This is a genomic window from Mesorhizobium sp. C277A (assembly GCF_040324395.1).
In the GTDB taxonomy this organism is placed as follows: Bacteria; Pseudomonadota; Alphaproteobacteria; order Rhizobiales; family Rhizobiaceae; genus Mesorhizobium.
Genome location: NZ_JAMYVW010000002.1, coordinates 3654476 through 3678257, shown reverse-complemented (window position 1 = coordinate 3678257; position 23782 = coordinate 3654476). Strand labels below are relative to the sequence as shown.

At 61.1% G+C, this 23782-nt stretch carries 23 protein-coding genes; 15 read left to right on the top strand and 8 right to left on the bottom strand.

What is annotated here, in order from left to right; genetic code table 11:
* The first annotated feature begins 27 nt into the window (after positions 1-27).
* From NKK52_RS18210 to NKK52_RS18165, 10 genes are all read left to right on the top strand, one after another.
* Positions 28-459 carry a hypothetical protein gene (locus NKK52_RS18210; RefSeq protein ID WP_245261696.1) on the top strand — a complete coding sequence of 144 codons (432 nt, stop codon included), beginning with the start codon at positions 28-30 and terminating at the stop codon, positions 457-459.
* Positions 460-696: 237 nt separating this feature from the next.
* Positions 697-1611, top strand: a complete 915-nt coding sequence (locus NKK52_RS18205) for a LysR family transcriptional regulator (RefSeq protein ID WP_023683373.1) — start codon at positions 697-699, stop codon at positions 1609-1611.
* A 192-nt stretch (positions 1612-1803) separates the two neighbouring features.
* Positions 1804-2286, top strand: coding sequence for a cupin domain-containing protein (locus NKK52_RS18200; protein WP_023683372.1), 483 nt, complete (start codon positions 1804-1806; stop codon positions 2284-2286).
* A gap of 91 nt (positions 2287-2377) precedes the next feature.
* Positions 2378-3580 (top strand): MFS transporter, encoded by a 1203-nt coding sequence (locus NKK52_RS18195; RefSeq protein WP_023686286.1) that lies wholly within the window; start codon positions 2378-2380, stop codon positions 3578-3580.
* 99 nt (positions 3581-3679) lie between these two features.
* Positions 3680-4144, top strand: a complete 465-nt coding sequence (locus NKK52_RS18190) for a DUF302 domain-containing protein (protein ID WP_023683370.1) — start codon at positions 3680-3682, stop codon at positions 4142-4144.
* Positions 4145-4514: 370 nt separating this feature from the next.
* Positions 4515-5297 (top strand): 3-hydroxybutyrate dehydrogenase, encoded by a 783-nt coding sequence (locus NKK52_RS18185; RefSeq protein WP_023686285.1) that lies wholly within the window; start codon positions 4515-4517, stop codon positions 5295-5297.
* A 22-nt stretch (positions 5298-5319) separates the two neighbouring features.
* Positions 5320-6477: a patatin-like phospholipase family protein gene (locus NKK52_RS18180; RefSeq protein WP_023683367.1), complete on the top strand. Its 1158-nt coding sequence runs from the start codon at positions 5320-5322 to the stop codon at positions 6475-6477.
* Positions 6478-6516: 39 nt separating this feature from the next.
* The gene (locus NKK52_RS18175) at positions 6517-7911 is read left to right on the top strand and encodes an NAD(P)/FAD-dependent oxidoreductase (RefSeq protein WP_023683366.1); all 1395 of its coding nucleotides are present in this window, start codon (positions 6517-6519) and stop codon (positions 7909-7911) included.
* A gap of 54 nt (positions 7912-7965) precedes the next feature.
* Complete coding sequence (locus tag NKK52_RS18170) at positions 7966-8172, top strand: hypothetical protein (protein WP_210164782.1); 207 nt, start codon at positions 7966-7968, stop codon at positions 8170-8172.
* 30 nt (positions 8173-8202) lie between these two features.
* On the top strand, positions 8203-8907 hold the full coding sequence (locus tag NKK52_RS18165; protein WP_023686283.1) for a peroxiredoxin-like family protein: 705 nt from the start codon (positions 8203-8205) through the stop codon (positions 8905-8907).
* On the opposite strand, the gene NKK52_RS18160 is transcribed toward NKK52_RS18165, so the two are convergent.
* The 7 genes from NKK52_RS18160 to NKK52_RS18130 all read right to left on the bottom strand — a co-directional run bounded on the left by NKK52_RS18160 (position 8891) and on the right by NKK52_RS18130 (position 16270).
* Complete coding sequence (locus NKK52_RS18160; RefSeq protein WP_198027037.1) at positions 8891-9790, bottom strand: LysR family transcriptional regulator; 900 nt, start codon at positions 9788-9790, stop codon at positions 8891-8893. The genes NKK52_RS18165 and NKK52_RS18160 overlap by 17 nt on opposite strands.
* A gap of 413 nt (positions 9791-10203) precedes the next feature.
* Complete coding sequence (locus tag NKK52_RS18155) at positions 10204-10566, bottom strand: EutQ-related cupin domain-containing protein (protein ID WP_023683363.1); 363 nt, start codon at positions 10564-10566, stop codon at positions 10204-10206.
* Positions 10567-10569: 3 nt separating this feature from the next.
* On the bottom strand, positions 10570-12003 hold the full coding sequence (locus NKK52_RS18150; protein WP_023683362.1) for an NAD(P)/FAD-dependent oxidoreductase: 1434 nt from the start codon (positions 12001-12003) through the stop codon (positions 10570-10572).
* A complete protein-coding gene (locus NKK52_RS18145) occupies positions 12003-13181 on the bottom strand; it encodes a M20 aminoacylase family protein (RefSeq protein WP_023683361.1) in 1179 nt (392 codons plus the stop codon). The genes NKK52_RS18150 and NKK52_RS18145 overlap by 1 nt, the downstream gene beginning before the upstream one ends.
* Positions 13178-13987, bottom strand: coding sequence for an ABC transporter permease (locus NKK52_RS18140; RefSeq protein ID WP_023683360.1), 810 nt, complete (start codon positions 13985-13987; stop codon positions 13178-13180). The genes NKK52_RS18145 and NKK52_RS18140 overlap by 4 nt, the downstream gene beginning before the upstream one ends.
* Positions 13984-15099 carry an ABC transporter permease gene (locus tag NKK52_RS18135; protein ID WP_198031496.1) on the bottom strand — a complete coding sequence of 372 codons (1116 nt, stop codon included), beginning with the start codon at positions 15097-15099 and terminating at the stop codon, positions 13984-13986. Before NKK52_RS18135 ends, NKK52_RS18140 begins: the two co-directional genes overlap by 4 nt.
* Before the next feature lie 115 nt (positions 15100-15214).
* On the bottom strand, positions 15215-16270 hold the full coding sequence (locus tag NKK52_RS18130; protein WP_023683358.1) for an ABC transporter substrate-binding protein: 1056 nt from the start codon (positions 16268-16270) through the stop codon (positions 15215-15217).
* Between the two features lie 121 nt (positions 16271-16391).
* Between NKK52_RS18130 and NKK52_RS18125 the strand changes: the two genes are divergently transcribed.
* The 5 genes from NKK52_RS18125 to NKK52_RS18105 are packed head-to-tail and all read left to right on the top strand — an operon-like array spanning position 16392 to position 20961.
* Positions 16392-17726: an aspartate aminotransferase family protein gene (locus NKK52_RS18125; RefSeq protein WP_023686277.1), complete on the top strand. Its 1335-nt coding sequence runs from the start codon at positions 16392-16394 to the stop codon at positions 17724-17726.
* Complete coding sequence (locus tag NKK52_RS18120; RefSeq protein ID WP_023683356.1) at positions 17726-18463, top strand: GntR family transcriptional regulator; 738 nt, start codon at positions 17726-17728, stop codon at positions 18461-18463. The genes NKK52_RS18125 and NKK52_RS18120 overlap by 1 nt, the downstream gene beginning before the upstream one ends.
* Positions 18463-19569, top strand: a complete 1107-nt coding sequence (locus NKK52_RS18115; RefSeq protein ID WP_023683355.1) for an ABC transporter ATP-binding protein — start codon at positions 18463-18465, stop codon at positions 19567-19569. Before NKK52_RS18120 ends, NKK52_RS18115 begins: the two co-directional genes overlap by 1 nt.
* Positions 19570-19600: 31 nt before the next feature.
* The gene (kce, locus tag NKK52_RS18110) at positions 19601-20536 is read left to right on the top strand and encodes a 3,5-dioxohexanoate:acetyl-CoA acetone transferase (RefSeq protein WP_023683354.1); all 936 of its coding nucleotides are present in this window, start codon (positions 19601-19603) and stop codon (positions 20534-20536) included.
* Positions 20537-20577: 41 nt separating this feature from the next.
* Positions 20578-20961 (top strand): acyl-CoA thioesterase, encoded by a 384-nt coding sequence (locus NKK52_RS18105; protein WP_081731284.1) that lies wholly within the window; start codon positions 20578-20580, stop codon positions 20959-20961.
* Positions 20962-22300: 1339 nt separating this feature from the next.
* On the opposite strand, the gene NKK52_RS18100 is transcribed toward NKK52_RS18105, so the two are convergent.
* On the bottom strand, positions 22301-23701 hold the full coding sequence (locus NKK52_RS18100; protein WP_023683351.1) for a M20/M25/M40 family metallo-hydrolase: 1401 nt from the start codon (positions 23699-23701) through the stop codon (positions 22301-22303).
* Positions 23702-23782 lie beyond the last annotated feature (81 nt).

Below are 23782 nucleotides of genomic sequence, written 5' to 3'. Positions count from 1 at the left end.
ACTGCCGCATGATCCTTCATTGGCGAAATGCCAAGCTGGCATGAACTCCATAGTCAGATTGCATTGGCGGCAATCTCTTCCGCGCCGCAAGATTTGCGAGGCTGGCGAGTATCCGACGATCTCGCTTTGGAGCTGGCGCCACGACCTTCGCCGGCAGGCCTTCAGCACCAAAAGGAGCGTGTCATGAGAATACGAAATGTCTGTTTGGGGGCGTTCGCCCTCGCTCTTTTAGCCGGGCCTGCATCCGCCGATGCCTTCAGCGATCTGGCGTCGCTGCCGTCATTCTATAGCGATGCCGGCATGAAAACGATGAAGCCGATGGCCGGTTTCAAAAAGGCTTGGCTGACTGCGCCCCGGGGTGATCGGGACAAGATGATGAAGATGTGCAATGACGCAGCCATGAGCAAGCCGCACGCAGCGTTCTGCGCCAATGTATTGGCGCTTGGCGGCGCCAACTGAGCTGCACCGACTGTGCCGGGCAACACAGGAATGATGTCACAATGGCGAGCGGTCTGCTCGCCACCGTCTTTTGGTGATGGCCAGCTGCTGCGCAACGCAAGTAGTCCGCAGCGCGCGCTGTCGCGGCGCCATGACGGACCGCTATCGACTTTATAGCCGCAGTGCATTGGCGCCAAAGCGAGCCTTGCGGCAGTCTCCGAAGCGCGAACAACCTCGTGCAATTGGGGATAAATCGGCATGGACGTTCACCACATCCGCTACTTCCTGGCAGTGTGCGAGACACGAAACTTCACGCGCGCGGGCGAAAAGTGCAACGTCACTCAGCCGGCTCTGTCCCGCGCGATTCAACAACTCGAGGAAGAGGTCGGAGGGCTGCTGTTTCGCCGTGAACGAAGCTTGACCCACCTGACCGACCTGGGTGTGCTGCTTCGCCCCCGTTTTCAGCAGATTCTCGACGAACTGACTGGAGTGCGGCAGGAGGCATCGAGATTCCTGTGCCTGGAAAACGCCAACCTGAAGGTCGGAGTCATGTGCACAATCGGCCCCCGTCGCTTCACCGGTCTTCTGACCGAATTCAACCGGCGTCAGCAGGGCATCCAGCTGCAATTGGTTGAGGGTGTCCCGGCATCGCTCTCCCAGCTTCTGGAGTCCGGCGAGATCGACGTCGCCATCATGGCCTCGAGCGACAGCTTCCCGGACCGCTTTGACGTCACACCGCTTTATCGCGAGCGCTTTGTCCTCGCCTTTCCAAATGGCCATCGGCTGGCCCGCAATGACAACGTTGCCATCTCCGAACTCGATGGCGAAAATTATCTCAGGCGCCTGAATTGTGAGTATCGCGATCATCTTGCTGGTCTCTGCAATGATCGTGGCGTCAAGCTCAGGATCTCCTACGCCAGCGAGCGCGAGGACTGGATCCAGAACATGGTGTCCGGAGGGCTAGGTATCTGCTTCATCCCTGAATTCAGTGCGGTGATTCCGGGCCTGCAGGTCCGTCCCGTCATCGATCCTGAGGTCTGGCGGGAAGTATCCCTGGTCGTCGTTGCGGGACGCAGGTTCTCGCCTGCGGCGTCGGCTTTCGTGAACAGCGTCAAGGCGCATGGCTGGCCTGAGAGCCCAATAGCCCAGGCGATCCACAAAAACGCAGCCTGAAGCAAAACGACCAAATTCTGGGAGCGTGCGACAAGTCTTGTCGTGCGCTTTTTTATGCGCTCGCGTCGTTCGACGATAGTTTTCAGGTATCGAATTGAAAGCCAGTCAGCATTTCTCTTTTCTGATCGCTCCCGTCACTCTCCTCGTCATGCCCCGCCTCCCGCGTTTGGGCACCGACAAAGGAGATACAAGATGGCTACCAAGAAACTCACTCTGGCGTTTGCGGCAGGTCTGCTTTCGGCAACCGCTGCATTTTCCTCTGCCCCGGCCTTCGCCGGCGACTGCCCAGCCGGCCAGGCCGCAACGACTGATATCCAGGAACATCCCAGCAAACCGGTTGGCGTTGTCGACACGGTTCTCTCTGCGATCGATCTGAGCAGCAAGGGCGAGGCCTGGAAGGGCAATATGCTGCGCCTTCGCAAGCTCGTCGTTCAGCCCGGCGGCGTCGTGCCATGGCATGAACACAACGTCCGCCCGGCCAACATCCTCATCATCGAAGGCTCGATCACCGAATACCGCAGCACCTGTAAAGTGGGCATCGAGCACCCGGCTGGCGATGTGACTGCCGAGTTCGGCCAGCTCGCCCATTGGTGGAAGAACAACGGCAAGGTGCCCGCCGTGCTCTATTCCGCCGACGTCCTGCCGCCCGCGATGCCCGACGACCACATGATGTGATCCGCGTCTTTCGACGACGTCTTCCCGTAACCCCCCATTGAAGCGCGTCCTCGGGCAGCCGCCTGGGGACGTGTGGCCACGGAGCCCTGTCATGACGACCAGTGGATTGAGTGAACCAACGCGGCTCCGAATGGTTGCTGCGGATGGCCGGCGCTTCGGCCTGATCGCCCTGATTGCGTTCCTGACGCTTGTCGATCTCTTCGCCACTCAGGCCATACTGCCGTCGCTGGTCATCAAGTTCGGCGTCAGCCGCGCCACGATGGGTCTCGCGGTCAATGCCAGCACGTTCGGCATGGCTGTGGCCGGCATCGCGGTCGCGCTTTTCGGGCGCGGCATCGATCGCCGCAACGGCATCTGGATCAGCCTGGCCGTCCTGTCGATACCGACGACGCTGCTTTCGCAGACCGACAACATAATCGTGTTCGCCTTGCTGCGGGTCGCACAGGGCCTATGCATGTCAACCGCTTTCACGCTGACGATGGCCTATCTGGCCGAACATTTTTCATCGCGCCAAACGACCGGCGCGCTTGCGGCCTACGTGACCGGCAACGTCGCCAGCAATTTCTTCGGCAGGCTTATGTCGGCCGCCGTCGCCGATACGTTCGGCATCTCCACCAACTTCCTGACGTTCGCCGCCCTCAATCTGATTGGCGCGGCTCTTGTATGGTTTACGCTGCAAAAGACATCCGCAACTATGGGCGCCGACGCCATGGGCCAACCCGCGCGCGCGGCCTGGAAAGGCGCACTGAAGGACGCCGAGCTACGCGCCTGTTTCGCGATCGGCTTCATGATCCTCTTCGTGTTCATCGGCACTTTCACCTATGTGAACTTCCAGCTTGTCGCCACTCCGCTATCGCTGTCGCCGATGGCACTGGGTCTTGTCTATTTCGTCTTCCTGCCCTCCATGCTGACCACGCCGCTGGCAGGGCGCGTTGCTGCCGGCCTAGGCCCCAGGGTGGGGATCGGTGCAACACTTGCGCTGGCGATCCTCGGTTTGCTTCTGCTGCTTGCGACCAGTCTGCCGATCGTTCTTGCCGGGATGGCGCTTGTCGCCGTAGGCACCTTCCTGGCGCAGGCGATAGCCACCGGCCACGTCAGCCGGACCGTATCGCGTGATCGCACCGCGGCAAGCGGCATTTACCTCGCATCCTATTATGCGGGCGGGCTCGCGGGCAGTTTCGTCCTCGGCCAGATCTATGACCGGATTGGCTGGACCGCATGTGTGACCGTGCTTGTCGCTGTGCTTGCCTGTGCGGTTGCTGTCGCGGGGGTGCTGAAGACGCCAACAGTCTGACCGGCACGAACGGTGAGCCGAAGAAAGTCGCGCCGACGAGCAAGGCGCTGTGAATTCCATCGCTCAACTTAACGTCACGACAAACCCAAGGAGACTGACATGACCACTTATATGAAAACCCTGATTGCCGGCGCTGCCATACTGGTGGCGATCGTCGTCCCTGCCGCCGCCTCGGATGGCGTCGTGACGGTGAAGAGCGACTACTCCGTCGCTGAAACCGTTGCCCGCATCAAGAAGGACGTCCTCAAGAAAGGCATTATGTTCTTCGGCGTCATCGACCAAGCGAAGCTTGGCAACAAAGCAGGCAACGATGTCAAACCGTCGCGTCTTGTGATGTTCGGCAATCCGGCCCTGGGCACGACCTTCATCACGGCCAACCCCGAAGCCGGCCTCGACTGGCCGGTGCGCGTGCTGGTCTATCAGACGGCCGATGGCGGGGTCTACGCCGCCTATACCGATTTCGACTGGATCGCCAAGCGTCATGGCATCACCGACCGGGCGCCGCAGTTCAAAATGGCCACGGAAGTCATCCAGTCGGTTACCTCGACGATCAAGAAGAACTAGCGCCCGGGATCCAGCGAGATTATTCGGCGACAGCGGCGGGCAGAGTGCTCGCCGGTTCCCCGAACCATTTCTCTTGCAGGAGCGCGCCGACCGCCGGCGGTGTCTGCGGCCGCGCCGTGACGAGATTGACCTCATGTCCTTCACGCGAACGAAAGGTGGTTCGCCGGCCGGTGAAAAAGCCAGCCGGCTGGGGTCTCAGCCCGCCGGAGGAATGAGACCGGATCTGACCGTCGGCTATCGAATCCATGTCTCAACGGCATTTCCGATGTCCGGGGCCAGGGGTCATACTTTTCATCAACAGACAGAACTCGGAAACCACCCGGCGGCAGGCGGTCATGACCAGCTCGCGCTCAGATCGAAGGAGATCACCATGCTCACAGGAAAAACCGCGCTGATAACAGGCTCTACCAGTGGCATTGGCCAGGGGATCGCCGAAGCATTTGCCGCCAAAGGCTGCAATATCGTCCTCAACGGTTTTGGCGATGCCAAGGAGATCGAGAAGCTGCGGGCGGGTATTGCCGCGGAGCACGGTGTGACCGTCCGCTATGACGGCGCGGACATGAGCAAGGGCGACGCCATCACCGCGATGATGGACAAGGCGATCGCCGAGTTCGGCGCGATCGACATCCTGGTCAACAATGCCGGCATCCAGCATGTCGCGCCGATCGATGACTTTCCGATCGAAAAATTTGAAGCAGTCGTGGCGATCGACCTGATGTCGTCGTTCTATACGATCCGGCGCGCGTTGCAGGCCATGAAAGAACGCAAATGGGGCCGCATTATCAATGTCGCCTCGGCACACGCTCTCGTCGCTTCGCCATACAAGTCAGCCTATGTCGCCGCCAAGCACGGCGTTGCCGGGTTGACCAAGACGGTCGCGCTGGAAGTCGCCGAGCAGGGCATCACCGTTAACGCTGTCTGCCCGGGCTATGTGCTGACCCCGCTGGTCGAGAAGCAGATACCGGACACGGCCAAGGCACGCGGGATCACCGAGGAGCAGGTGATCAAGGACGTCCTTCTCGCTGCCCAACCGACCAAAAAATTCGTGACAGTTGCTCAGGTTGCGGCGCTCTGCCTGTTCATGGCCTCGGACGATGCAGCTTCGATCACCGGCGCCATCATCCCGATCGAAGGCGGTTGGACGGCTCACTGAACCCGAACGAGGAATAAAGACCATGAACAAGATCACCCGCAATCCGCCCGTGTCCGAGGCCGAGCCAAAGATCGACCGTCTGGCAGACAGCGCCGCCAAGCGGCAGACGGTGTTGGTTCTTCAGGGCGGCGGCGCGCTCGGCGCCTATCAGGCCGGCGTCTACCAGGCGCTGGTCGAGGGTGGCATCGAACCGGATTGGGTTATCGGCACGTCGATCGGGGCTATCAACGCCGCGTTGATCGCCGGAAACGAACCAACGGTTCGGCTCGCGAGGCTTCAAGAGTTCTGGGAAGGCGTCAGCCGGATCAGCCCGCTCGATGAGTTTTTCGCAATGATGGTTCCGAGCAACGTCTTTGCCAATATGGGCACCGTGATGCGCGGCATACCGGGGTTCTTCGAACCGAATCCAAGTGCCATGTTCGGAGTGAACCGCGAAGTGGGTGTCGAGAACGCCTCCTACTACACGACCGATCCACTCAAGCGGACGCTGAATGACCTGATCGACTTCGACTATCTCAACCGGCGCCATACCCGGCTGACGGTCGGGGCGGTCAACGTCAACACCAGTGAACTCAAATACTTCGACACCCGCGAGATGACCCTGTCGGCGGCGCACATCATGGCGTCGGGTGCCTTGCCGCCGGCGTTTCCGGCGGTCTGTATCGACGGCGAGCCTTACTGGGATGGCGGCATCTATTCGAACACGCCGATCGAGGTCGTGCTCGACGCGCGTCCGCGCCGCGACGCGCTGATCTTTGCCGTCAACATGTGGCAGCCCCGCGCCACCGAGCCGAAATCGATCTGGCAAGTCATGGGCCGGCAAAAGGACCTTCAATTCGCAAGTCGCGGCAAGAGCCACGTGGCCCGGCAGGAGCAATTGCATCGTCTGCGCCACGTCGTGCGTGAAATGGGAAAGCTCGTCCCGGACGAGCGGCGCGAGGATCCGATGTTCAAGGAATTGGCCTCCTATGGCTGCCCGTCGGTCATGCACCTTGTGCGGTTGCTTTCACCGCGCCTCGACGGCGAGGACCACACCAAGGATATCGACTTCACCCGCGCCGGCATCCGTACCCGCTGGCAGGCCGGCTACGAGCATGGCCAGCGCGTTCTCGCGGAGAAGCCATGGGAGTGCGAAGTCGACATGCTGCAGGGCATCGTCATCCACGAATCGCAAGAGTGACATCTTCGAGCGCGGCGGGAAGAAAGACGGAGAATACCGATGCAGATCATCACTCCCGGGATGCGGCTGGTTCCAGAAGCCGTGCTCGCCAACAACGCCGCGCTTTTTCGCGCGATACCGGAGACACCATCTCATGCGGACAGGTCTCGGCATCGCGTGGTCATCGTCGGCGGCGGTGCCGGCGGGTTGGAACTGGCAACGCGCCTCGGCCGTAAATTCGGCAAGCGGCGTCTTTCCGTTACGCTTGTCGACCGCAATCGCACGCACATCTGGAAGCCGCTTCTGCACGAGGTCGCCTCGGGCGCACTGAGCGCGTCGAATGATGCGGTGGAATACATTGGCCATGCCAGTCGCCATCACTATCGATACCGGATTGGCGACGTCGTCGGCATCGACCGCGCCAAGCGGCAGATCTTTGTTGCGCCAAGCTTCGACGACGAAGGCAGGCAGATCATACCGCCGCGCGTGCTGGGCTACGACACGCTGGTGCTGGCCGTCGGCAGCGTCAGCAACGATTTCGACACGCCAGGGGCGGCCCGCCACGCAATCGCACTCGATACGGCTACCCAGGCCGTTCGATTCAACAAGCGCATGATAGACGCCTGCCTGAGGGCCAACGCTCAATACGAGCAGCTGTCGCCGAGCCAACTCCATTGCGTCATGGTTGGCGCTGGAGCCACCGGCGTCGAACTGGCGGCCGAGTTGCACAGGTCGATGCGGGAGATAGCGTCGCACAACCTCGACAACATTGATTTCAAAAGACTTATCCGCATCACCCTCGTCGAGGCCGGGCCACGAATCCTTCCGGCCTTGCCCGAGCACCTGGCGCGCGCCTCGGCGCATCTGCTTCGTGATCTCGGCGTTCAGATACGGTGCGGGATCAAGGTCACCGAAGTGACGGAGGGCGGTGTCAGTCTCGGCGAGAAGCTATTCGTGCCGGCCGAACTCGTCGTCTGGTCTGCGGGGATCAAGGCGCCGGATTTCCTTAAGAAACTCGATGGCCTCGAGACAGACCGCATCAACCGCCTGGTCGTGGATGAGACCCTGCAAGCGCTAGGGGATGAAAACGTGTTTGCGATCGGCGACTGCGCGAGTTGTGTCCTCCCCGGCAGCGAAGCTCCCTTGCCGCCGCGCGCCCAGACGGCCCATCAGCAGGCCGATCATATGGTCAAGGTGATCGCGGCGCGCCTCGAAGGGCAGGTGGCGCCGGCGTTCCGTTACCGCGACTACGGTTCCCTGGTTTCACTGGCCGATTACGGCACCTTCGGCAACCTGATCGGCGGATTGAAGGTTGAGGGTCTGCTTGCCCGGTTGATGTATCGCTCGCTCTACAAGATGCATCTCAAGGCAGTGCACGGGACCTTCAAGACCGTGCTGGACACGGTCACCGGAATCCTGTCGCACCGCACCAAACCGCGGGTCAAATTGCATTGAATCTCGATAGGCCGGGACGGTGGAGAATTTGATGTCGCGATCCTTGGTGGCGGTATGGCTGTGAAGGTCGCTAGACCTGCTGCCGGCCTGTCGGAGGCAAAAGTCGAGGCGCGCGATCTCGGCAGCAGCTGTCCCAACCAGACCGGACGTAACAACTCGAGCGGAAATAACGAACAGAAGGTGAATCCGTGCAGTTTCGATGCACGCAAGGCATCGACTCCATGCAAGAAAAGCATGGCCGTGCCCGTGGGGCTTCAATGATAGGCTGTATGCAATTGCGAAAGTGCAGAAATGGACGCCGACGACCAGGCAATGACGTTTGAACAGTCCGTGCAGGCTGCCATCGAACTCGACGCACCTCTCAACGACCGGCTGGCGGTGATTGCCGGTGCCGTGCGCCGACTAAACTCGGATTTTGCGGATGCGGTGGACCGCCTGGTGACGCGCCTAGGGCAGCAAGGGGCTGGATCCATGGCGCCGACTCCCGGCGATATCATGCCGGGATTCCTGCTGCCCGATGACGAGGGGAGACTGATTGGCCTGGGCGACATCCTCTCCCAAGGTCCGGCCGTGATCACCTTTCAGCGCGGGCACTGGTGTCCATATTGCCGGTTGAATGCGATTGGCATCGTTGAAGCTCAGGAGGAGATTACCACTTTGGGCGGCCAGATTGTGGCGATTATGCCGGAGCGGCGCAGGTTCGCGAAGGCGATGAAGGCAGCTGTGGGCGCCAAGTTTCCATTCCTCACCGACATGGATAATGGCTATGCCCTCTCGCTCAACCTTGCGATTTGGATCGGGGCCGAGATGGAGCGGTTGATGGGCGTTGCCTATGACATCCCAAACTTTCAAGGCAACTCCAGCTGGTTCCTGCCGATCCCCGCGACCTTCGTCGTCGGCACGGACGGCATCATCACCGACCGCTTCGTTGATCCGGACTACCGCCGGCGGATGGACATTGAAGACTTGATCGGGGCGCTTAGGCGGGCTCACTGACGCCAAAGGTCGACCAGTCGGTCGATCGCAACAGGTTTAGCAGCGTCGTTGCCACTGGGGAACGGTGGCGGCCGGCGACTGCATAGACGGCAACGACCCGCGAGATGTCCAAGTCGCGGAGCTTTAGCCTACGGACGTTTGGCGAGCGTGGCGCAGTCACCGAGACAAAACCAACGCCGGCGTTTGCTTCCAGTAGCGCCAAGAGATCATGATCGGTCTCGACCTCATGCGCGGATCGTGGCGTCAGTCCATTTGCCGACAGGCAGCGTGACAGCTCCTCGCTCGTTTCCCAGTCGATCCTGCTCAACACTGGCTCCGCGACAAGCTGGATCAGCGCGACATCGGCCTCGTTGCGGCGTGCAAGCGGATGATCGGAATTCACCACGAGCTCTATGCCTTCTTGGAACAGCGGCCAGGTGTCGAGCCGGTCCCATGCCGCCCCCAGCGGACCGGCAACGGCGAGTTCGACATCGCCGTTCTTCAGCGCATCAATCACAGCGTTCGGCGAGCCGCGGTTGATCTTGAGATGCACGCCGGGATAGGCCCGGAAAAGCTCCGTAAACGGCGAGACCAGAAGTGCGATGTTGACGCTGTTGGAAATGGTGACATTAAGCGGGGCCACGTCGCTGCTTTGCACCGCCTTGGCGAGCGATTTAGCGGAAGTGGCAGCATCGTAACACTGCTGCAGCAAGGGCAGCATGCGTCGGCCAAGCTCGGTCAGATGGGAATGTTGGCGCTCGCGCCGAAGCAGCTCACCGCCCAATTCGTCTTCGAGGGTCTTGATTGCGCGCGTCAGAGCCGGCTGCGTGACATTGCACTCTTCCGCTGCTCTGGTGAAATTAAGCGTGTTGGACAGGGCCAGAAAATAGCGAACCTGCTGCATCTCCATGAATTTCCGCCCCCTCAGCGAAATCCGATTCGTCAGGCGTAGCTAGCTTCTATCTATGCTAGCGCAACAGGACGCTAAGGCAAAGGCGGAGGGCTTGCGGAGGCGAAACGGTGCAATCGGGCTCTGAAGTGCCGCCGGCTTTGGCCGGCGGGTTGTCGGGCACTTGGCACATCCTCGCCTGGATTCCAGCTTTGAAGTTCCGAAGGTCGTGCTCAGCTGTGCAGAGGTCTCGTAACAACGAGACCTCCCTTCCAGGCAAGCTGAGGTCGCAAAGAGTCACTTGAGATTGCACGTCTAAGCCGTGTGGTGACAACCCAAGGAGTGGGAGCCGGAGTCGATTTCTGGACGCCGCGGGTTCGGAACTGCGCTGCGGATGGCCAACGCATGGAAAAGGAGTGCCTGTCAGTTCAGGGTTCTACCGTTCCCTGCCGCGCTGCCCAGTCGAACGGGTAAAGGCAATAGAAATAGCCGGTACGCTCGGTGGCGATGTATTTCAGGTGGGTGCCGTTTGGCAGCCAGACGATATCGCCGGGATTGCACTCATGGCGACCGTCGTCCAGTTCGATCGTCAAGGTGCCCTCGTGGATGAACAGCACCTCGTCGTAGGTCACGGTCCAGTCGATCGAGGCGTTCTCGAGATACTCGATGCCGCCGCCCATGGTCCGACTGATATCGGCATTGATGACGCGGGCAATCGAGGATGTGCCGGTCGGTGTGATGGACGGCTTCAGGGTCAATTCGCTGTGCTTGAAGATCTTGGCCTTGGACACCGTTTATCCTTTCCTTGCGCGGAGGTTGGCTTTCGAAGGGGTGACGCCGGACGGGGCCAGTCCCGCGAGCCATCTGGTCAAGAGGTCGGGTTTTCGGCCGGCATGTTCGAGATCGTCGCGCCGCCGCACCGCGCCACGAACGAAATGCGCGCCGACGAAACGGAATGGTTCGGGTGGGAAGCCTCGCGTCACCGGACGCACGAGCGCCGAATGGGTTAGTTCGGATTCGCCTGCGGTCAACAGGGTGGTCAGGATCTTGCCGCCGAGATAGGCCATCGTCGTACCGTTGCCTGAAAAGCCGTAGCCGTAAATGATGTCGCGGTTAGAGGGCAGGGCGCCGAACAGCGGCACGCCGCTGACGGTCCGGTCGATGGGTCCGTTCCACGATGTATCGAGCGGAAAGCCGGCGAGCGCCGGGTGACCGTCCCGCAACACGCGGCGCATGTCGGCAACCCGTGGCGATTGGCCATGAAATCGCTGGTCGACGATGCCGCCGAGGCCGATGACGCCGCCACTGACGCCAACAGACAGCCGGCCATCGCGGGTCGGCGACCAACCGCCAACGAAGACGCGGGAATCGATCATCAGCGGCGCGCGGCGGTAGCCGACCTTGTCGAGAAGGTCTGGAATGCGCTTCGACATGGCGTCGTCGCTGGAGATGTTGAAGATTGCCGGCGCAAGTTCGGGAATGGCGCCGGACCATGCATTCATGGCAAGCACGATCTTGCCACAGGACACAGTTCCTCTCGCCGTTTCCACCTTGAGCTTGCCGCCGCGTGAAAAACGCGTCATCGGCGATTTCTCGTAGATGCGCACGCCGCGCTTCAGTGCTGCCCGGCGCAGGCCGCGCACCAGGTAGCCGGGGTGCACGGTTGCCGACGACGCATCGAACGCGCCGCCGAAGTGGCTCGTCGTGCCGGCCATCGCTGCGATCTCCTCGCGCGAAACTCGTCGCGCCGGCACGTAGCCATGCGCCGCCAGCTTGTTCAACGCGTCGTCCCAGGCGCCAAGCTGGGCTTCGCACGTCGCACCCCAGATCCAGCCGATGCGATCAAACCAGCTGTCTATTCCCTCGGCCTTGCAGAAAGCCTCGATGCCGCCGATTGCGGCTTCGGATGCCTTGATGATCGAAAGTGCATCGTTTCCGTCGCGCAGCGCGGCGAGCGCGCTGTATTTCGTCCATGCCGAGAGCACCATGCCGGAGTTGCGGCCGCTCGGGCCACCGCCGCAAATGTCGCGCTCGACGATGACAACATCGAAGGCGGGATTGTGCTCCTTGAGGCGTATGGCGGTCCACAGGCCCAGATAGCCGCCGCCGACGATGCAGATGTCAGCCTGGGTCGCCTCTTCGAGCGGAGGCGCAAGGTCTGGGTCCTCGGGCAGGGCCTGCCGCAGCCAATGGCTTCGCCAGACGATGTCCTTTTCCGTCAGTTGCATCACGATGCGCCTCTGGCTGATAGGCGGCGCTCCACGAGCCTGACCCAAAGGCTCGCGCCAATCGGCAGGATTGCGTCGTTGAAATCGTAGTTGGTGTCGTGAGCCGCAGCCTGGTGCGCATCGTCGGCCTGGCCGAGCAGGAAATAGCAGCCGGGCCGCTGTTCCAGCATGTAGCAGAAATCTTCAGAACCCATCTCGGGAGGCGGATCGATGACGAGACTTGCCGGTCCCATCACCTCGTTCACAATTGCGATCATCGCGTCGGCTTGCGCCGCAGTGTTTATCGTCGGTGCGAAGGGCGTTTCGTAGCGGATGTCGACGTCGGCGCCAAAAGCTTCAGCTTCGTTTTTCGCGATGCGGCGGATTGCCGTCTCCAGCGTCTTTTGAACCTGATGGTCAAAGGTGCGCACGGTGCCGGTCAGAAACGCCGTATCGGGGATGGTGTTGAAGGCTTCGCCGGCGCGCAGGCTGCCAACGGTGACGATTGCGGAAGAATGCACATCGGTGACGCGGCCGGGCAGGGCTTCGATTGCCAGCAGGATGCGCGCGGCGATGGGGAGTGGATTGATCGCCAGATGCGGCATCGCCGCATGGCCGCCCCTTCCGTGGACGAGGATCTCGAAGCGATCGGCCGCCGCGGCCACCGTTCCGCGGTGGACGGCGATCTCGCCGAGCGGCCGTTCGCAATTGTGCAGCGCGTAGACTTCATCGCAGGGGAAACGCTCGAAAAGGCCCTCGTTCAGCATGGCAAGCGCCCCACCTCGACCCTCCTCGGCCGGCTGGAAGATGAAATGCACCGTGCCGGCGAAGTCGGGCGAGCGAACAAGCGCCGAGGCTGCGCCGAGCAGCATAGTGGTATGGCCGTCATGGCCGCAGCCATGCATCCGCCCGGGGGTGCGGGACGCATGCGCCAGCGGCCGTGCCTCTGTCATCGGCAGGGCATCCATGTCGGCGCGGATGCCAAGGCTCCGACCAGCGCCGAGCCTGCCCCTGAGCGTCCCGACTACACCTGTGCGTCCGACGCCTTCGGTCGTCTCGATGCCCCACGCGCGCAGTTTGTCCGCCACGAAATGGGCCGTCTCGAACTCTTCGAAACCGAGTTCGGGATTGGCATGGAGATGCCGCCGCCATGCCGTCATCTCGGTCTCGAGTTGCTGCACCGACGGAACCAGTTTCATGCCGATGCCTTTGCGCGGAGAGCTTGCGAGCGGCTCTGCAGGATGGCGATGACCCCAAGCAGGATCGCCGAGAAAGCGATCAGCAGCACGGCGACGGCCGCGATGGCAGGGCTGATGGACTCGCGCAACCCGGAGAATATCATGCGGGGCAAGGTTCGCTCCGCGCCCGTCGAGAGGAAGCTTGCGACGACGACTTCGTCGAAAGAAATGATGAAGGCGATGATGGCCCCTGTAACGACGCCCGGCGCTATCAGCGGCAGCACCACCTTGAAGAAGGTGCGCATGGCGCCGGCGCCCAGCGATGCCGCCGCACGAACCAGCGTCCGGTCGAAGGTCGAAAGGCTGGCGACGACGGTGGTCAGCATCACAGGCACGGCCATCGCCGTGTGCACCAGAATGATCGATAGCTTGCTGCCAACGAGTCCCAGCGTGGCGAAGAATGAAAAGGCCGCGACGCCGACGATGACGACCGGCGTCACCAAAGGCGCGGCGATGATCGCGTAGAGGATACGTTTCCCGGCAAAATCACCCCAGGCGAGCCCGATCGCCGCAGGTATGCCGAGCAGCAAAGCCAGAACCGTGGTGGATAGCCCGATGACGACCGAGTTCCACAGCGCGTTCGGCCAGCGCTCGTCGACCCACAGCTCGGCATACCAGCGCAACGACCAGCCCGGCGTTGGAAATGCCAGCGAATTGCTCGAGGTCAGTGACATGGGGACCACGATCAGCAGGGGCAGGATGATGAAAGCCAGCAACGTCGCCGCATAGGCATACATCAGCCATTTCCGGAAGCGGTCGGCGCTCATGCGACATGCGCCTTGCTGCGGAAGAGGACGGATGCCGTCCAGAACAGGAACGCAAACAACACGAGGATCATGAGCAGTTGCAGGGAAAGCGCTGCGCCCATGCCCCAGTTCAGCGTGCTGTTGGTGTAGAAGGCTATGGAGCTGGAGATCATCTGGTCCGTCGGCCCGCCGACAAGCGTCGGGGTGATGTAATAGCCGAGCGCGAAGACAAAAACGATCGCCCCGCCGGACAGGATCCCGGGCAGGATCAACGGCAACTGCACGCGGCGCCACGCCGTGAGCCACGGGGCACCCAACGACAGCGCCGCGCGCATGTAGGTGGTCGGAACCCGCCGCATGACGGCGACGACGGAGAGGACCATCATGGGCAGCAGAACCTGAACCATCGCCAGGTACAGCGAAAAGCGGGTGTAGATGAGGTCGAGGGGTTCGCTGACGATACCCAATCCGAGCAGTGTGGAATTCACGGGACCGTTCTTCTGCAGCACGATGATCCAGATGACGGTGCGCACCAGCAGCGATGTCCAGAGCGGAAACAGGATCAGCGCGAACATCAGCTTCGACCAGGCAGGCGGCGCGCTGACGATCGCCTGCGCCAGCGGCACGGCGAGCACCGCGCAGATGACCGTCACCACGATGCTGATCCAGATCGTACGCAGCAGCGCGTCGACGAAGATGGCGCGGTCGGCCGAAACGGCTTCGATCGAATTGTCCGCGCCGCGCTTCAGGTCGAGGCTCGCAAGCAGATAATAGTCCGTTCGCGCGCTTTGCTGACGCGCTATGACCTGCCAGAGATCGATGTTTTTCCAGCCGGCCTGTTTGGCGAGCACCTCGTCGCGCACGGGGCGCATGCCGAGCTTGCCGTCGGCCGCATCCTTTGCCGTCTTGATGACGAGGAAACGGCTACCGACAACGCGCTGGTTCACGAGTTGCGCCAGGACGCCTTCCTTCCCGGCGCGCCGCGCGTCGGCCAGGTCCTCGACGAGTGCTGCAAAGACGGGTTCGCCAGGCAGGCCGCTCTCTGCTTTCCAGCCGGCCAGAGCGGCAATGGTGCGCGGCAGGTTGTTCGAGAAATCCGAGTTGTCGACGGCCAGAGCGAGGAAGCGCGCCACCGGCCACAGAAACAGAATGACGACGAATAATATAAGCGGAGCCGTCAACAGGGCGAGCATGCCGCCCCGTTGGCGTCGCTTCATAGCCGGTTTTGTCCCGACCAACATGCCCAAGTTACTTCGCGAGCCAGGCCTTGAAGCGTTCTTCCAACGCTTCCTTGTGCTCGGTCCAGAAGTCGTTGTCATAGGCGGCGCCGTACTGGAGGTGCTCCGGCGACGTCGGCAGGTTGGCCTTCCAGTCCGCGGGAATGAGGTCGGCGGCTTCCTTGCGGCCGGTGCCATAGGCATAGAGCTTGGAGAAGCCGGCCTGGTTTTCAGGGATGGAAAACCACTTGAGGAGATCCAGCCCGCCCTGCTGGTGTGGTGCGCCCTTCACCACGGCCCAGTAGTCGGTGCCGTAGAAGAAGCCGGCGTCCCACGCGATGGCGTAGGGCTTCTTCTCGTTGATGGCTTCGTTGGTGATGCGTGCATTGAACGCGTCGCTGAGCGTCACTTCGCCGCTGTCGAGGTTCTGGATGCCCTGCGTCGTGGTGGACCACCAGACGACGTTCGGCTTGATCTTGTCGAGCATGGCGAAAGCCCGGTCGACACCTTCCGGCGTGGCCAGCACCTTGTACATGTCCTCGCGTTTCACGCCGTCGGCCATGAGCGCATTTTCCAGCGTGAACTGCGCTTGCTGGTAGAGGCCGCGCTTTCCTGGAAATTTCTCGACGTTCCAGAAGTCCGCCCAGCTCTTTGGCGCGGCGTCGCCCTTATAGACATCCGTGTTGTAGGCAAGAACCGTTGCCCATGTGTCGGACGCGACACCGCATTCGTGCAGGGTTCCTGGGAGATAGTTCGCTGCGTCGCCTGTGATCTCGGGTGTCAGCGGGACGAACAGGCCTTCGGCGCAGCCGACTTCCATGGCGGGCGCTTCCACCGAGACGACGTCGTAAGTAATGTTGCCCGCTTGCACCTGGGCACGCACCTTGGCGACCTCGCCGCCCCACTCTTCCATGACGATCGGGACGCCCGTCTTTTCGGTGTACTTGTCCCAGACTCCATCCTTGTAGGCCTTGTCCCATGTACCACCCCAGCCGACCACCGTGACGGGATCGGCCGCGGACGCGGCAAAAGTCGAGGTCGCGAGGCAGATCGCGGCGGCAGATACGGCTTGCAGATAAGTCCTCATTGCAGTTCCCCTTTCTTATCGTTGTAGATTTGATCAAATTTCAAACGCAAAATGGATTGATTAGCAACAGGAATTTGCGATAGGGTGCAAAAAAGTTAAAAAGATAAGGGGATTTGATCGAATGCTGCAAGGCACTAGAGACGTGCGCGCCAATGTCAGTCTCGCTGCTGTTCTGGACGAGGCGCGACAGTGTTTCGCTGACGCCAACCCGAACAGCCTGGCGCGTCAGAACGAGGCCGCGGCATTCTTGCCGGGCGGCAATACGAGGGCTGTACTTTGGTACCCGCCATTCCCTGTTTCGTTCGTCTCCGGCGAGGGCTGCAGGGTCACCGATCTCGACGGCCATACCTATGTCGACTTGGTCTCGGAATACAGCGCCGGCTTCTACGGCCACTCCGACAAGGCGATTTCGGCGGCCCTTGTGGACGTCATACAGGGCGGCATCATGCTGGGTGCACCCAACCGCTACGAGGCGCGCCTGGCAGCGGCGGTGGTCGAGCGTTTTCCAGCCATCGAGCGCGTGCGCTTCTGCAACTCGGGCACCGAGGCGAACATCATGGCGATTTCCGCCGCTCGCGCCATCACGAAGCGTTCGAAGATACTCGCCTTCCGGGAAGGCTATCACGGCGGCGTACTGACTTTTGCGCATGGCGGCTCACCGCTCAATTTGCCTTTCCCCTTTGTCTTCGCCGACTACAACGATAGTGCAGGCGCCGTGGCGCTCATCAAGGAACAGGGCGACGACCTTGCCGCCGTCATCGTCGAACCGATGATGGGCGGTGGCGGCTGCATCCCGGCGACCTGCGAGTTCCTGCAAGCGCTGCGCACAGCGACGAAGGAGACCGGCGCGCTGCTGATCTTCGACGAGGTCATGACCTCGCGCCTCGACTATCGAGCGCTCCATGGCGCGCATGAAATTTTTCCCGATTTCGTGACGCTCGGAAAGTACATCGGCGGCGGTGCGAGTTTTGGCGCATTCGGTGGACGCGCCGACCTCGTCGACCGCTTCGATCCGGCTTTGCCTGATGCGTTCTCGCATGGCGGGACGTTCAACAACAATATTCTCAGCATGGCTGCTGGTTTCACCGGTCTGACGCAGGTGCTGACGCGAGAGGCAAGCCGCGCCATCAATGCGCGCGGCGATCGCTTGCGTGAAGCGATGAACGTCTCACTTGAACGACATGCCGTCGAGGGCATCGTCATAGGGCGCGGGTCGTTGATGAACCTGCATTTCGTCAGGGGGCCGGTGGACACGCCGGCGCGGCTCGACGATGCCGATCCATCGGTGATTGCGCTTTGGCATATCGAGATGCTGTTGCGAGGGTACTACGTGACGCCGCGCGGCATGCTGGCGTTGTCACTGCCATTTGGCGACGCCGAACTCGACGGCTTCGCCGCCGCATTCGACGATTTCCTGTCGAGCAACCTCAAAATACTGCCCCGCCGGACAAACTGATGCTTGATCGCAAGGATGCCACCGCCGGCTCGGCCGCGCAAAAGACAGCTCATGTTCGTGTCCATACGGGCTTGAAGGAAGCACTGATGAACGGTGACTTCCTGCCCGGCCAAAGACTGGTCGTGCGACAGCTTGCCGAACAGTACCGGACCAGCGCCATGCCGGTGCGCGAGGCCTTGCGGCAACTCGTCAGCGACGAGGCGATGTTCGACCACCCAAACCGGGGCGTCATCGTCCCCGAGGCCACGGTGGCGCGTATTTCGGATCTCGTGCGTGTGCGCTGCAGCGTCGAAGGGACGGCGGCCGAATGGGCTGCGACGACCATCACGCCCGAAGAACTCGATGAATTGGCGAAGCTGAACAGCCTGATGCGCGAGTGCGTCGAGAGCAACGTCATGGCTAACTATCTCGGCCTGAACAGGCGGTTCCATTTCACGATGTACCATGCCGCGCGGTCACCTCTCATCCAGCAGATCATCGAGAAATTGTGGCTGCAGGCAGGACCGTTCTTGAACATCGTCCGCTCGGACGTGACCTACGGCCTGGGCCTGGACCATCACGACGAAATGCTCGCGGCGCTGCGTCGCGCCGATGGCGCGGCTGCGCGCAAGGCCCTGGTGGCCGATCTGCGCGAGGCCGCCGACATCATTCTTCGCGCCGCGGCGGCGGCTGAGGTGCAGCCTGCTCGAAAGCGCCCGACTTCGGTGCGCCGTGATCCGAAGGCGCAGGCGCGGTGATGGGCGGATCTCCGCGTGGGCCGGTTCACGTCGAGTTTCGCGGCGTCAGCAAGCGCTACGGGCATGCGGTCCAGGCGGTGCGCCAGCTCGACCTGGAAATCATGCGCGGCGAATTCCTGACGCTGCTAGGCCCTTCCGGGTCCGGCAAGACGACGGCGTTGATGATGCTGGCAGGATTCGAAGATACGACCGAGGGCGAAATTCTCATTGACGGTCAGCGCATCGACAACGTTCCCGCCAATTGTCGCGGCATCGGCATGGTGTTCCAGAACTACGCGCTTTTCCCGCACATGACGGTCGCCGAAAATCTGGCTTTCCCGCTCGAGGTCCGCAAACTTGGCCGCGAGGAGGTCAGGCGACGTGTCGGGAACGTTCTCGACATGGTCCAGTTGCCCGAATTCGGCAATCGGCGGCCAGCGCAGCTTTCGGGCGGGCAGCAACAACGTGTGGCGGTTGCCCGCGCCCTAATTTTCGAACCAAATCTTGTCTTGATGGACGAACCGCTTGGCGCCCTCGACAAGCAGCTGCGCGAGCAGATGCAGTTCGAGATCAAGGATATTCACGCCCGGCTGGGCGTGACCTTCGTCTACGTCACGCACGACCAGACCGAAGCGCTAACCATGTCGGACCGGATCGCGGTGTTCAGCGCCGGCCGCATCGAGCAACTGTCGACGCCGCGCGAACTGTACGAGCGTCCCGCGGCGAGCTTTGTCGCAAGCTTCATCGGTGAGAACAACCGCATGTTCGGCGCCGTGCTGGCCGGGAGCGAGGATGGCGGCGTATCCGTCCGTCTCGACGACGGCGACGTTGTGTTGAACGCCATGTCCTGCGGCGCTGCGCTTGCCGCGGGCACCAAGATAACGCTGTCGATAAGGCCCGAGCGCCTGTCCGTTCTGCAGGACGGCGTCACGGCACTCAACGAGATCCCGTCGACGGTCGTTCAGTCAATCTATGTCGGCGATCATGTCCGGCTCATCGCCGCGACCGCGAGCGGCCAGAAACTCATCGTCAAGCTAGCCACTTCATCGTCTCAACCGAAGCTCGATCCGGGTACGGCGATCCGGCTGGGTTGTGGCCGCGAGGATTGCCTCGCGCTCGATCGATAACAACAAAAGGCAGACAAGGGAGGCTCCAGCTATGAAGAAATCGCCGAAAGTCGTCATCACCTGTGCGGTCACCGGATCGATCCACACGCCGACCATGAGTCCCTATTTGCCGATAACGCCGAGCGAGATCGTCGATGCCGCTGTCGGCGCAGCCGAAGCTGGCGCCTCGGTAATCCATCTACATGCCCGCGACCCCGAGACGGGCAAACCCACCCCCGATCCCAGGCTTTTCATGGACTTCCTGCCCCGCATCAAGCAGCAAACCAACGCAGTGATGAACATCTCCACCGGCGGCGGCCTCAAGATGACGCTCGACGAACGTCTCGAAGCCGCCCATGCCGCCAAGCCCGAACTCTGCTCGCTCAACATGGGATCGATGAATTTCGCCCTGCACCACATCGCGCCGAAATACACCGACTGGAAGTACGACTGGGAGAAGGGCTACCTGGAAGACACGAAGAAGGGCATCGTCTCCAACACGTTCGAGCAGATCGAGCGCATCATCCTCGAGGTTGGCCAGGCCTACGGCACCAAGTTCGAGTTCGAGTGCTATGACGTCAGTCACCTCTACACGCTGGCGCACTTTCTCGACCGCAAGCTGCTGAAGCCGCCGCTTTTCGTCCAGACGATCTTCGGGCTTCTGGGCGGAATCGGCGCCGACGCCGAAGACATGATGCACATGCGCAGGACGGCGGACAGGCTGTTCGGAGACGACTATCTCTGGTCGATCCTTGCCGCCGGCAAGCACCAGATGAACCTCTGCACGATGGGTGCGATCATGGGTGGCAATGTGCGTGTCGGGCTGGAAGACAGTCTCTATATCGGCAAGGGCGCGCTTGCCAAGAGCAATGCCGAGCAGGTCGCCAAGATCAAGCGCATCCTTGGCGAACTGTCGCTTGAAATCGCAACCCCCGACGAAGCCCGCCAGTTGCTGGATCTCAAGGGCGGAAACGAGGTCGGGTTTTGACGCCCCCGATTGAAACTTATGTCGGCGTCGTCCATCCTTGGATGTGTGACGCGATGGGCCATCTCAACGTCCGTCACTACGTCGCTATGTTCGACGACGCCAGTTTCCAGCTGCTCGGCAGGATCGCCGATCCCCGTTTGACGCCGACGCTCGGCTGGGCGGATGTGAGGATGGAGATCGACTACGTGCACGAAACCGAGGTGGGAACTCTGGTCACCGTTCGCACCGTTATAGAAAAGCTTGGGAAGTCGTCGCTGACCTATCTGCATGAAATGCGCGGCACGCTGGACGATGTGCTGCATGCACGCATGCGCACCGTAACGGTGCGCTTCGATCTTCAAGCGCGGAGCAAGATCGAGATCGAAGGCAAGGCCCGACAAGCGAGCGCAAATCTCCCGAGGGGTGAAGCCGATGCGCATGGGTGACGGCGAGAATGTCTTGAGCGAGATGCGGTAGGTCGCGGAAGGCTTCTACTCGCCATAGGAAGGGCAAAATATAGCCGCAATTGCATAGACACCGCATTGGGCGGCCGACACAATCGGGCCGTTGCGTACGATAGCGGGGTTGAATTGGTAGCGGGACATTCGCAAGGGCGCTCTTTTGCTATCGTCAGCCAGCGTGACGGCAATTCGGTATCGAGTGTCACGACGTTGAAAAACAAGACTCGTCGCAATGATGGACGGGGCAGATACGTCTATCAGATGGTTGTCGGAAGGCGTGTGCAAAAATCGCACACGAAAGTTCTGCTTCTCTACTTTTTTCGTTCCCACGACGGAGCTGCCGATAGCCCTTTCGGACGTTCTTCTGCCGACGATTTGGCCGCTCCCTATCGTCCCCAGGATACCCTATGCCGGTACTTTCGAGAAATCGCAGGGTTCCCACAACCCAATCATATCGCGTCGCCAAGCAGTCGGCCTCGAAACAATATTGATACGCCGGGCACGATCCAGGTCAACACGCAGCCCTTGTCTGGCCGAAACACCGCAGGCCGCCGTGCGTCTGTAGGGGGCGGAAACGGTCAAATGGGCATGCCCTCCCGCCGCAGAGACGCTGCCGCCTGAGGGGGAAAGCAGCCGGGCCAGGCTGGAAAGAGTTCCGCTCCAGCCCAGCCATACCCAGCATTATCCGCATCGCAACGGTGCGCAAGCGGCTGCCGATGGTTATTCCGAAGCCTGACCCCAAGCCCTGCCGAAACAGCACATCGCGAGGCCAGGGGGCAGGGGCAAACCCGACCGAAAAGCCCACCACTTTGCGCTAGAATCCATTAGCGCACGGAACCGATCCTTGGCACCCTTGTTATCGAACGGAAGGGACATTGCTTTGTCATTTGGAGATGAACGATGAAACGGCTTCTTTTTGCTACTACCATGATGGCTCTTTCCACCGGGCTTGCTTTAGCCGGGACGACAGGGACAACAGGGACGACGTCGAGTGGTTCCTCCACTACAACCACAACGATGCCGACGACAGATAGCAACACGGATTCGACCACAACGAAGTCGACAAACTCGAACTCTGCGAAGGACTGTGCGCCTGGCCAGCAGAGTGGCAGTGCGAAGCAGGCGGCTCCTGGTCAGCAGGATGACACAAGCGCCAAGTCCGCCGCCCCTGGGCAGATGAAAACGACTGCCGAAGGTTGCTAATTGTGCCGACCGGCCGGCAGCGATTGGTGTGGATGCCTCCCGCTGCCGACCGACGGCAACGATCGGGTCAGCGCCGCCTTTCGAAAGCTGCGGTTTTTTACTTATGAACCTCTCACGGCGTCTATCCTGCGATCCGCAGTTGGATTTCTTCAAAGATCCTAACCCAGCTGCGAACGCCCTTTCGTAGACGTCGCGTATCGTAGTGTTCGTCTGGCGCATGGATGAAGTCACCGGGCAAGATGAAGCCGATGACGACGCACTCAACGCCAAGAACCTCGCTTAGTTGGTGGACTAAGGGTATCGCACCACCTGTCCCTCTCAGAATGGCAGGTGTTTCCCACTCGCGTTCCAGTCCGTGCGCAGCGGCAGCTACGAAAGGGCTGTCGTGCGAAAGGACTACCGCCGGACTGCCGTCATCACCCTCAAATTCCACAGTGCAACCCTTCGGAAGCTTCGATTCAACGTAGGCCCTGAACCCGGCACGGATCTTCCCCGGTTCCTGTGCATCGACGAGCCGGAAGCTGAGACGTGCTGTTGCACTTCCAGGCAAGACTGACCGTCCGCCCGGTCCTTGATTGCCTCCCGTGATGCCGTTCATGTCGACGGTGGGGCGTGCCCACATTGCTTCCAGCGTGGTATATCCTTCTTCCGTTATGCCGCCGCTCAGGTTGACCTCTTCAAACCGGCCTGCGTCTTGTTCGAGCCCCCGCCATCGCCGACGCAGATTATCCGGAATCTCGCGAACTCCGTTGTAAAACCCCTCAATGCGCACTCGCCCAGCTTTGTCATGAATGTCTGTCAGAATGTTGCTCAGTATGCGGATGGGGTTCGCGGCCACGGCACCGTAGTGGCCTGAATGAAGATCGGGATTGGGCGCCAAGATGGTCACTCGCTCGTGGACCAGCCCCTTGAGTCGTGTCGTGATGGCTGGCTGGGTGGGCGACCACATCTCTGCATCGCAGATGAACGCGACGTCGCATTGAAGATCATGCCGATGCGCTTCGATGAAGGCAGGCAAACTTGCCGAACCCGACTCCTCTTCCCCTTCCAGCATCACGATGATGTCGGCTGGAAAACTGCACTCGATACTTTTCCATGCACGGAGAGCCTCGATGAACGTCCAGAGCTGGCTTTTGCTGTCCGATGCACCTCGGCCGTAAAAGCGATGAGCGCCATCTTCTTCCTCGATCACGCGCGGCTCAAACGGCGAATGCGTCCATTGTTTCAAGTCGCCGACCGGCTGCACATCGTAGTGTCCGTAAAACAGCAAACGTGGGCGCTCGATCATGGAGCCTGCGGGAGAACTGGCGAGGACAACCGGGTGACCGTTGGTCTGGATGATCTCCGCGGAAAGCCCGATCGCTGACAACTCCGACTTGAGCCAGTGAGCCGCGCGACGAATTTCTGGTTCGCCCGAAATCTCGTTCGAAACCGACGGGATAGAGATTAACTCCAGAAGTTTGCGGACTGAAACCTCAAAATTGTCGTCAATGTCACGGAGCACATTTTCCACATCCGGCATGTTGATCACCTTAAGTGCGCAAAAATTTTTATCGCGGACGCCGTCAGACGCAGCGGACGACCTTGAGAGATCCTTCGCTCG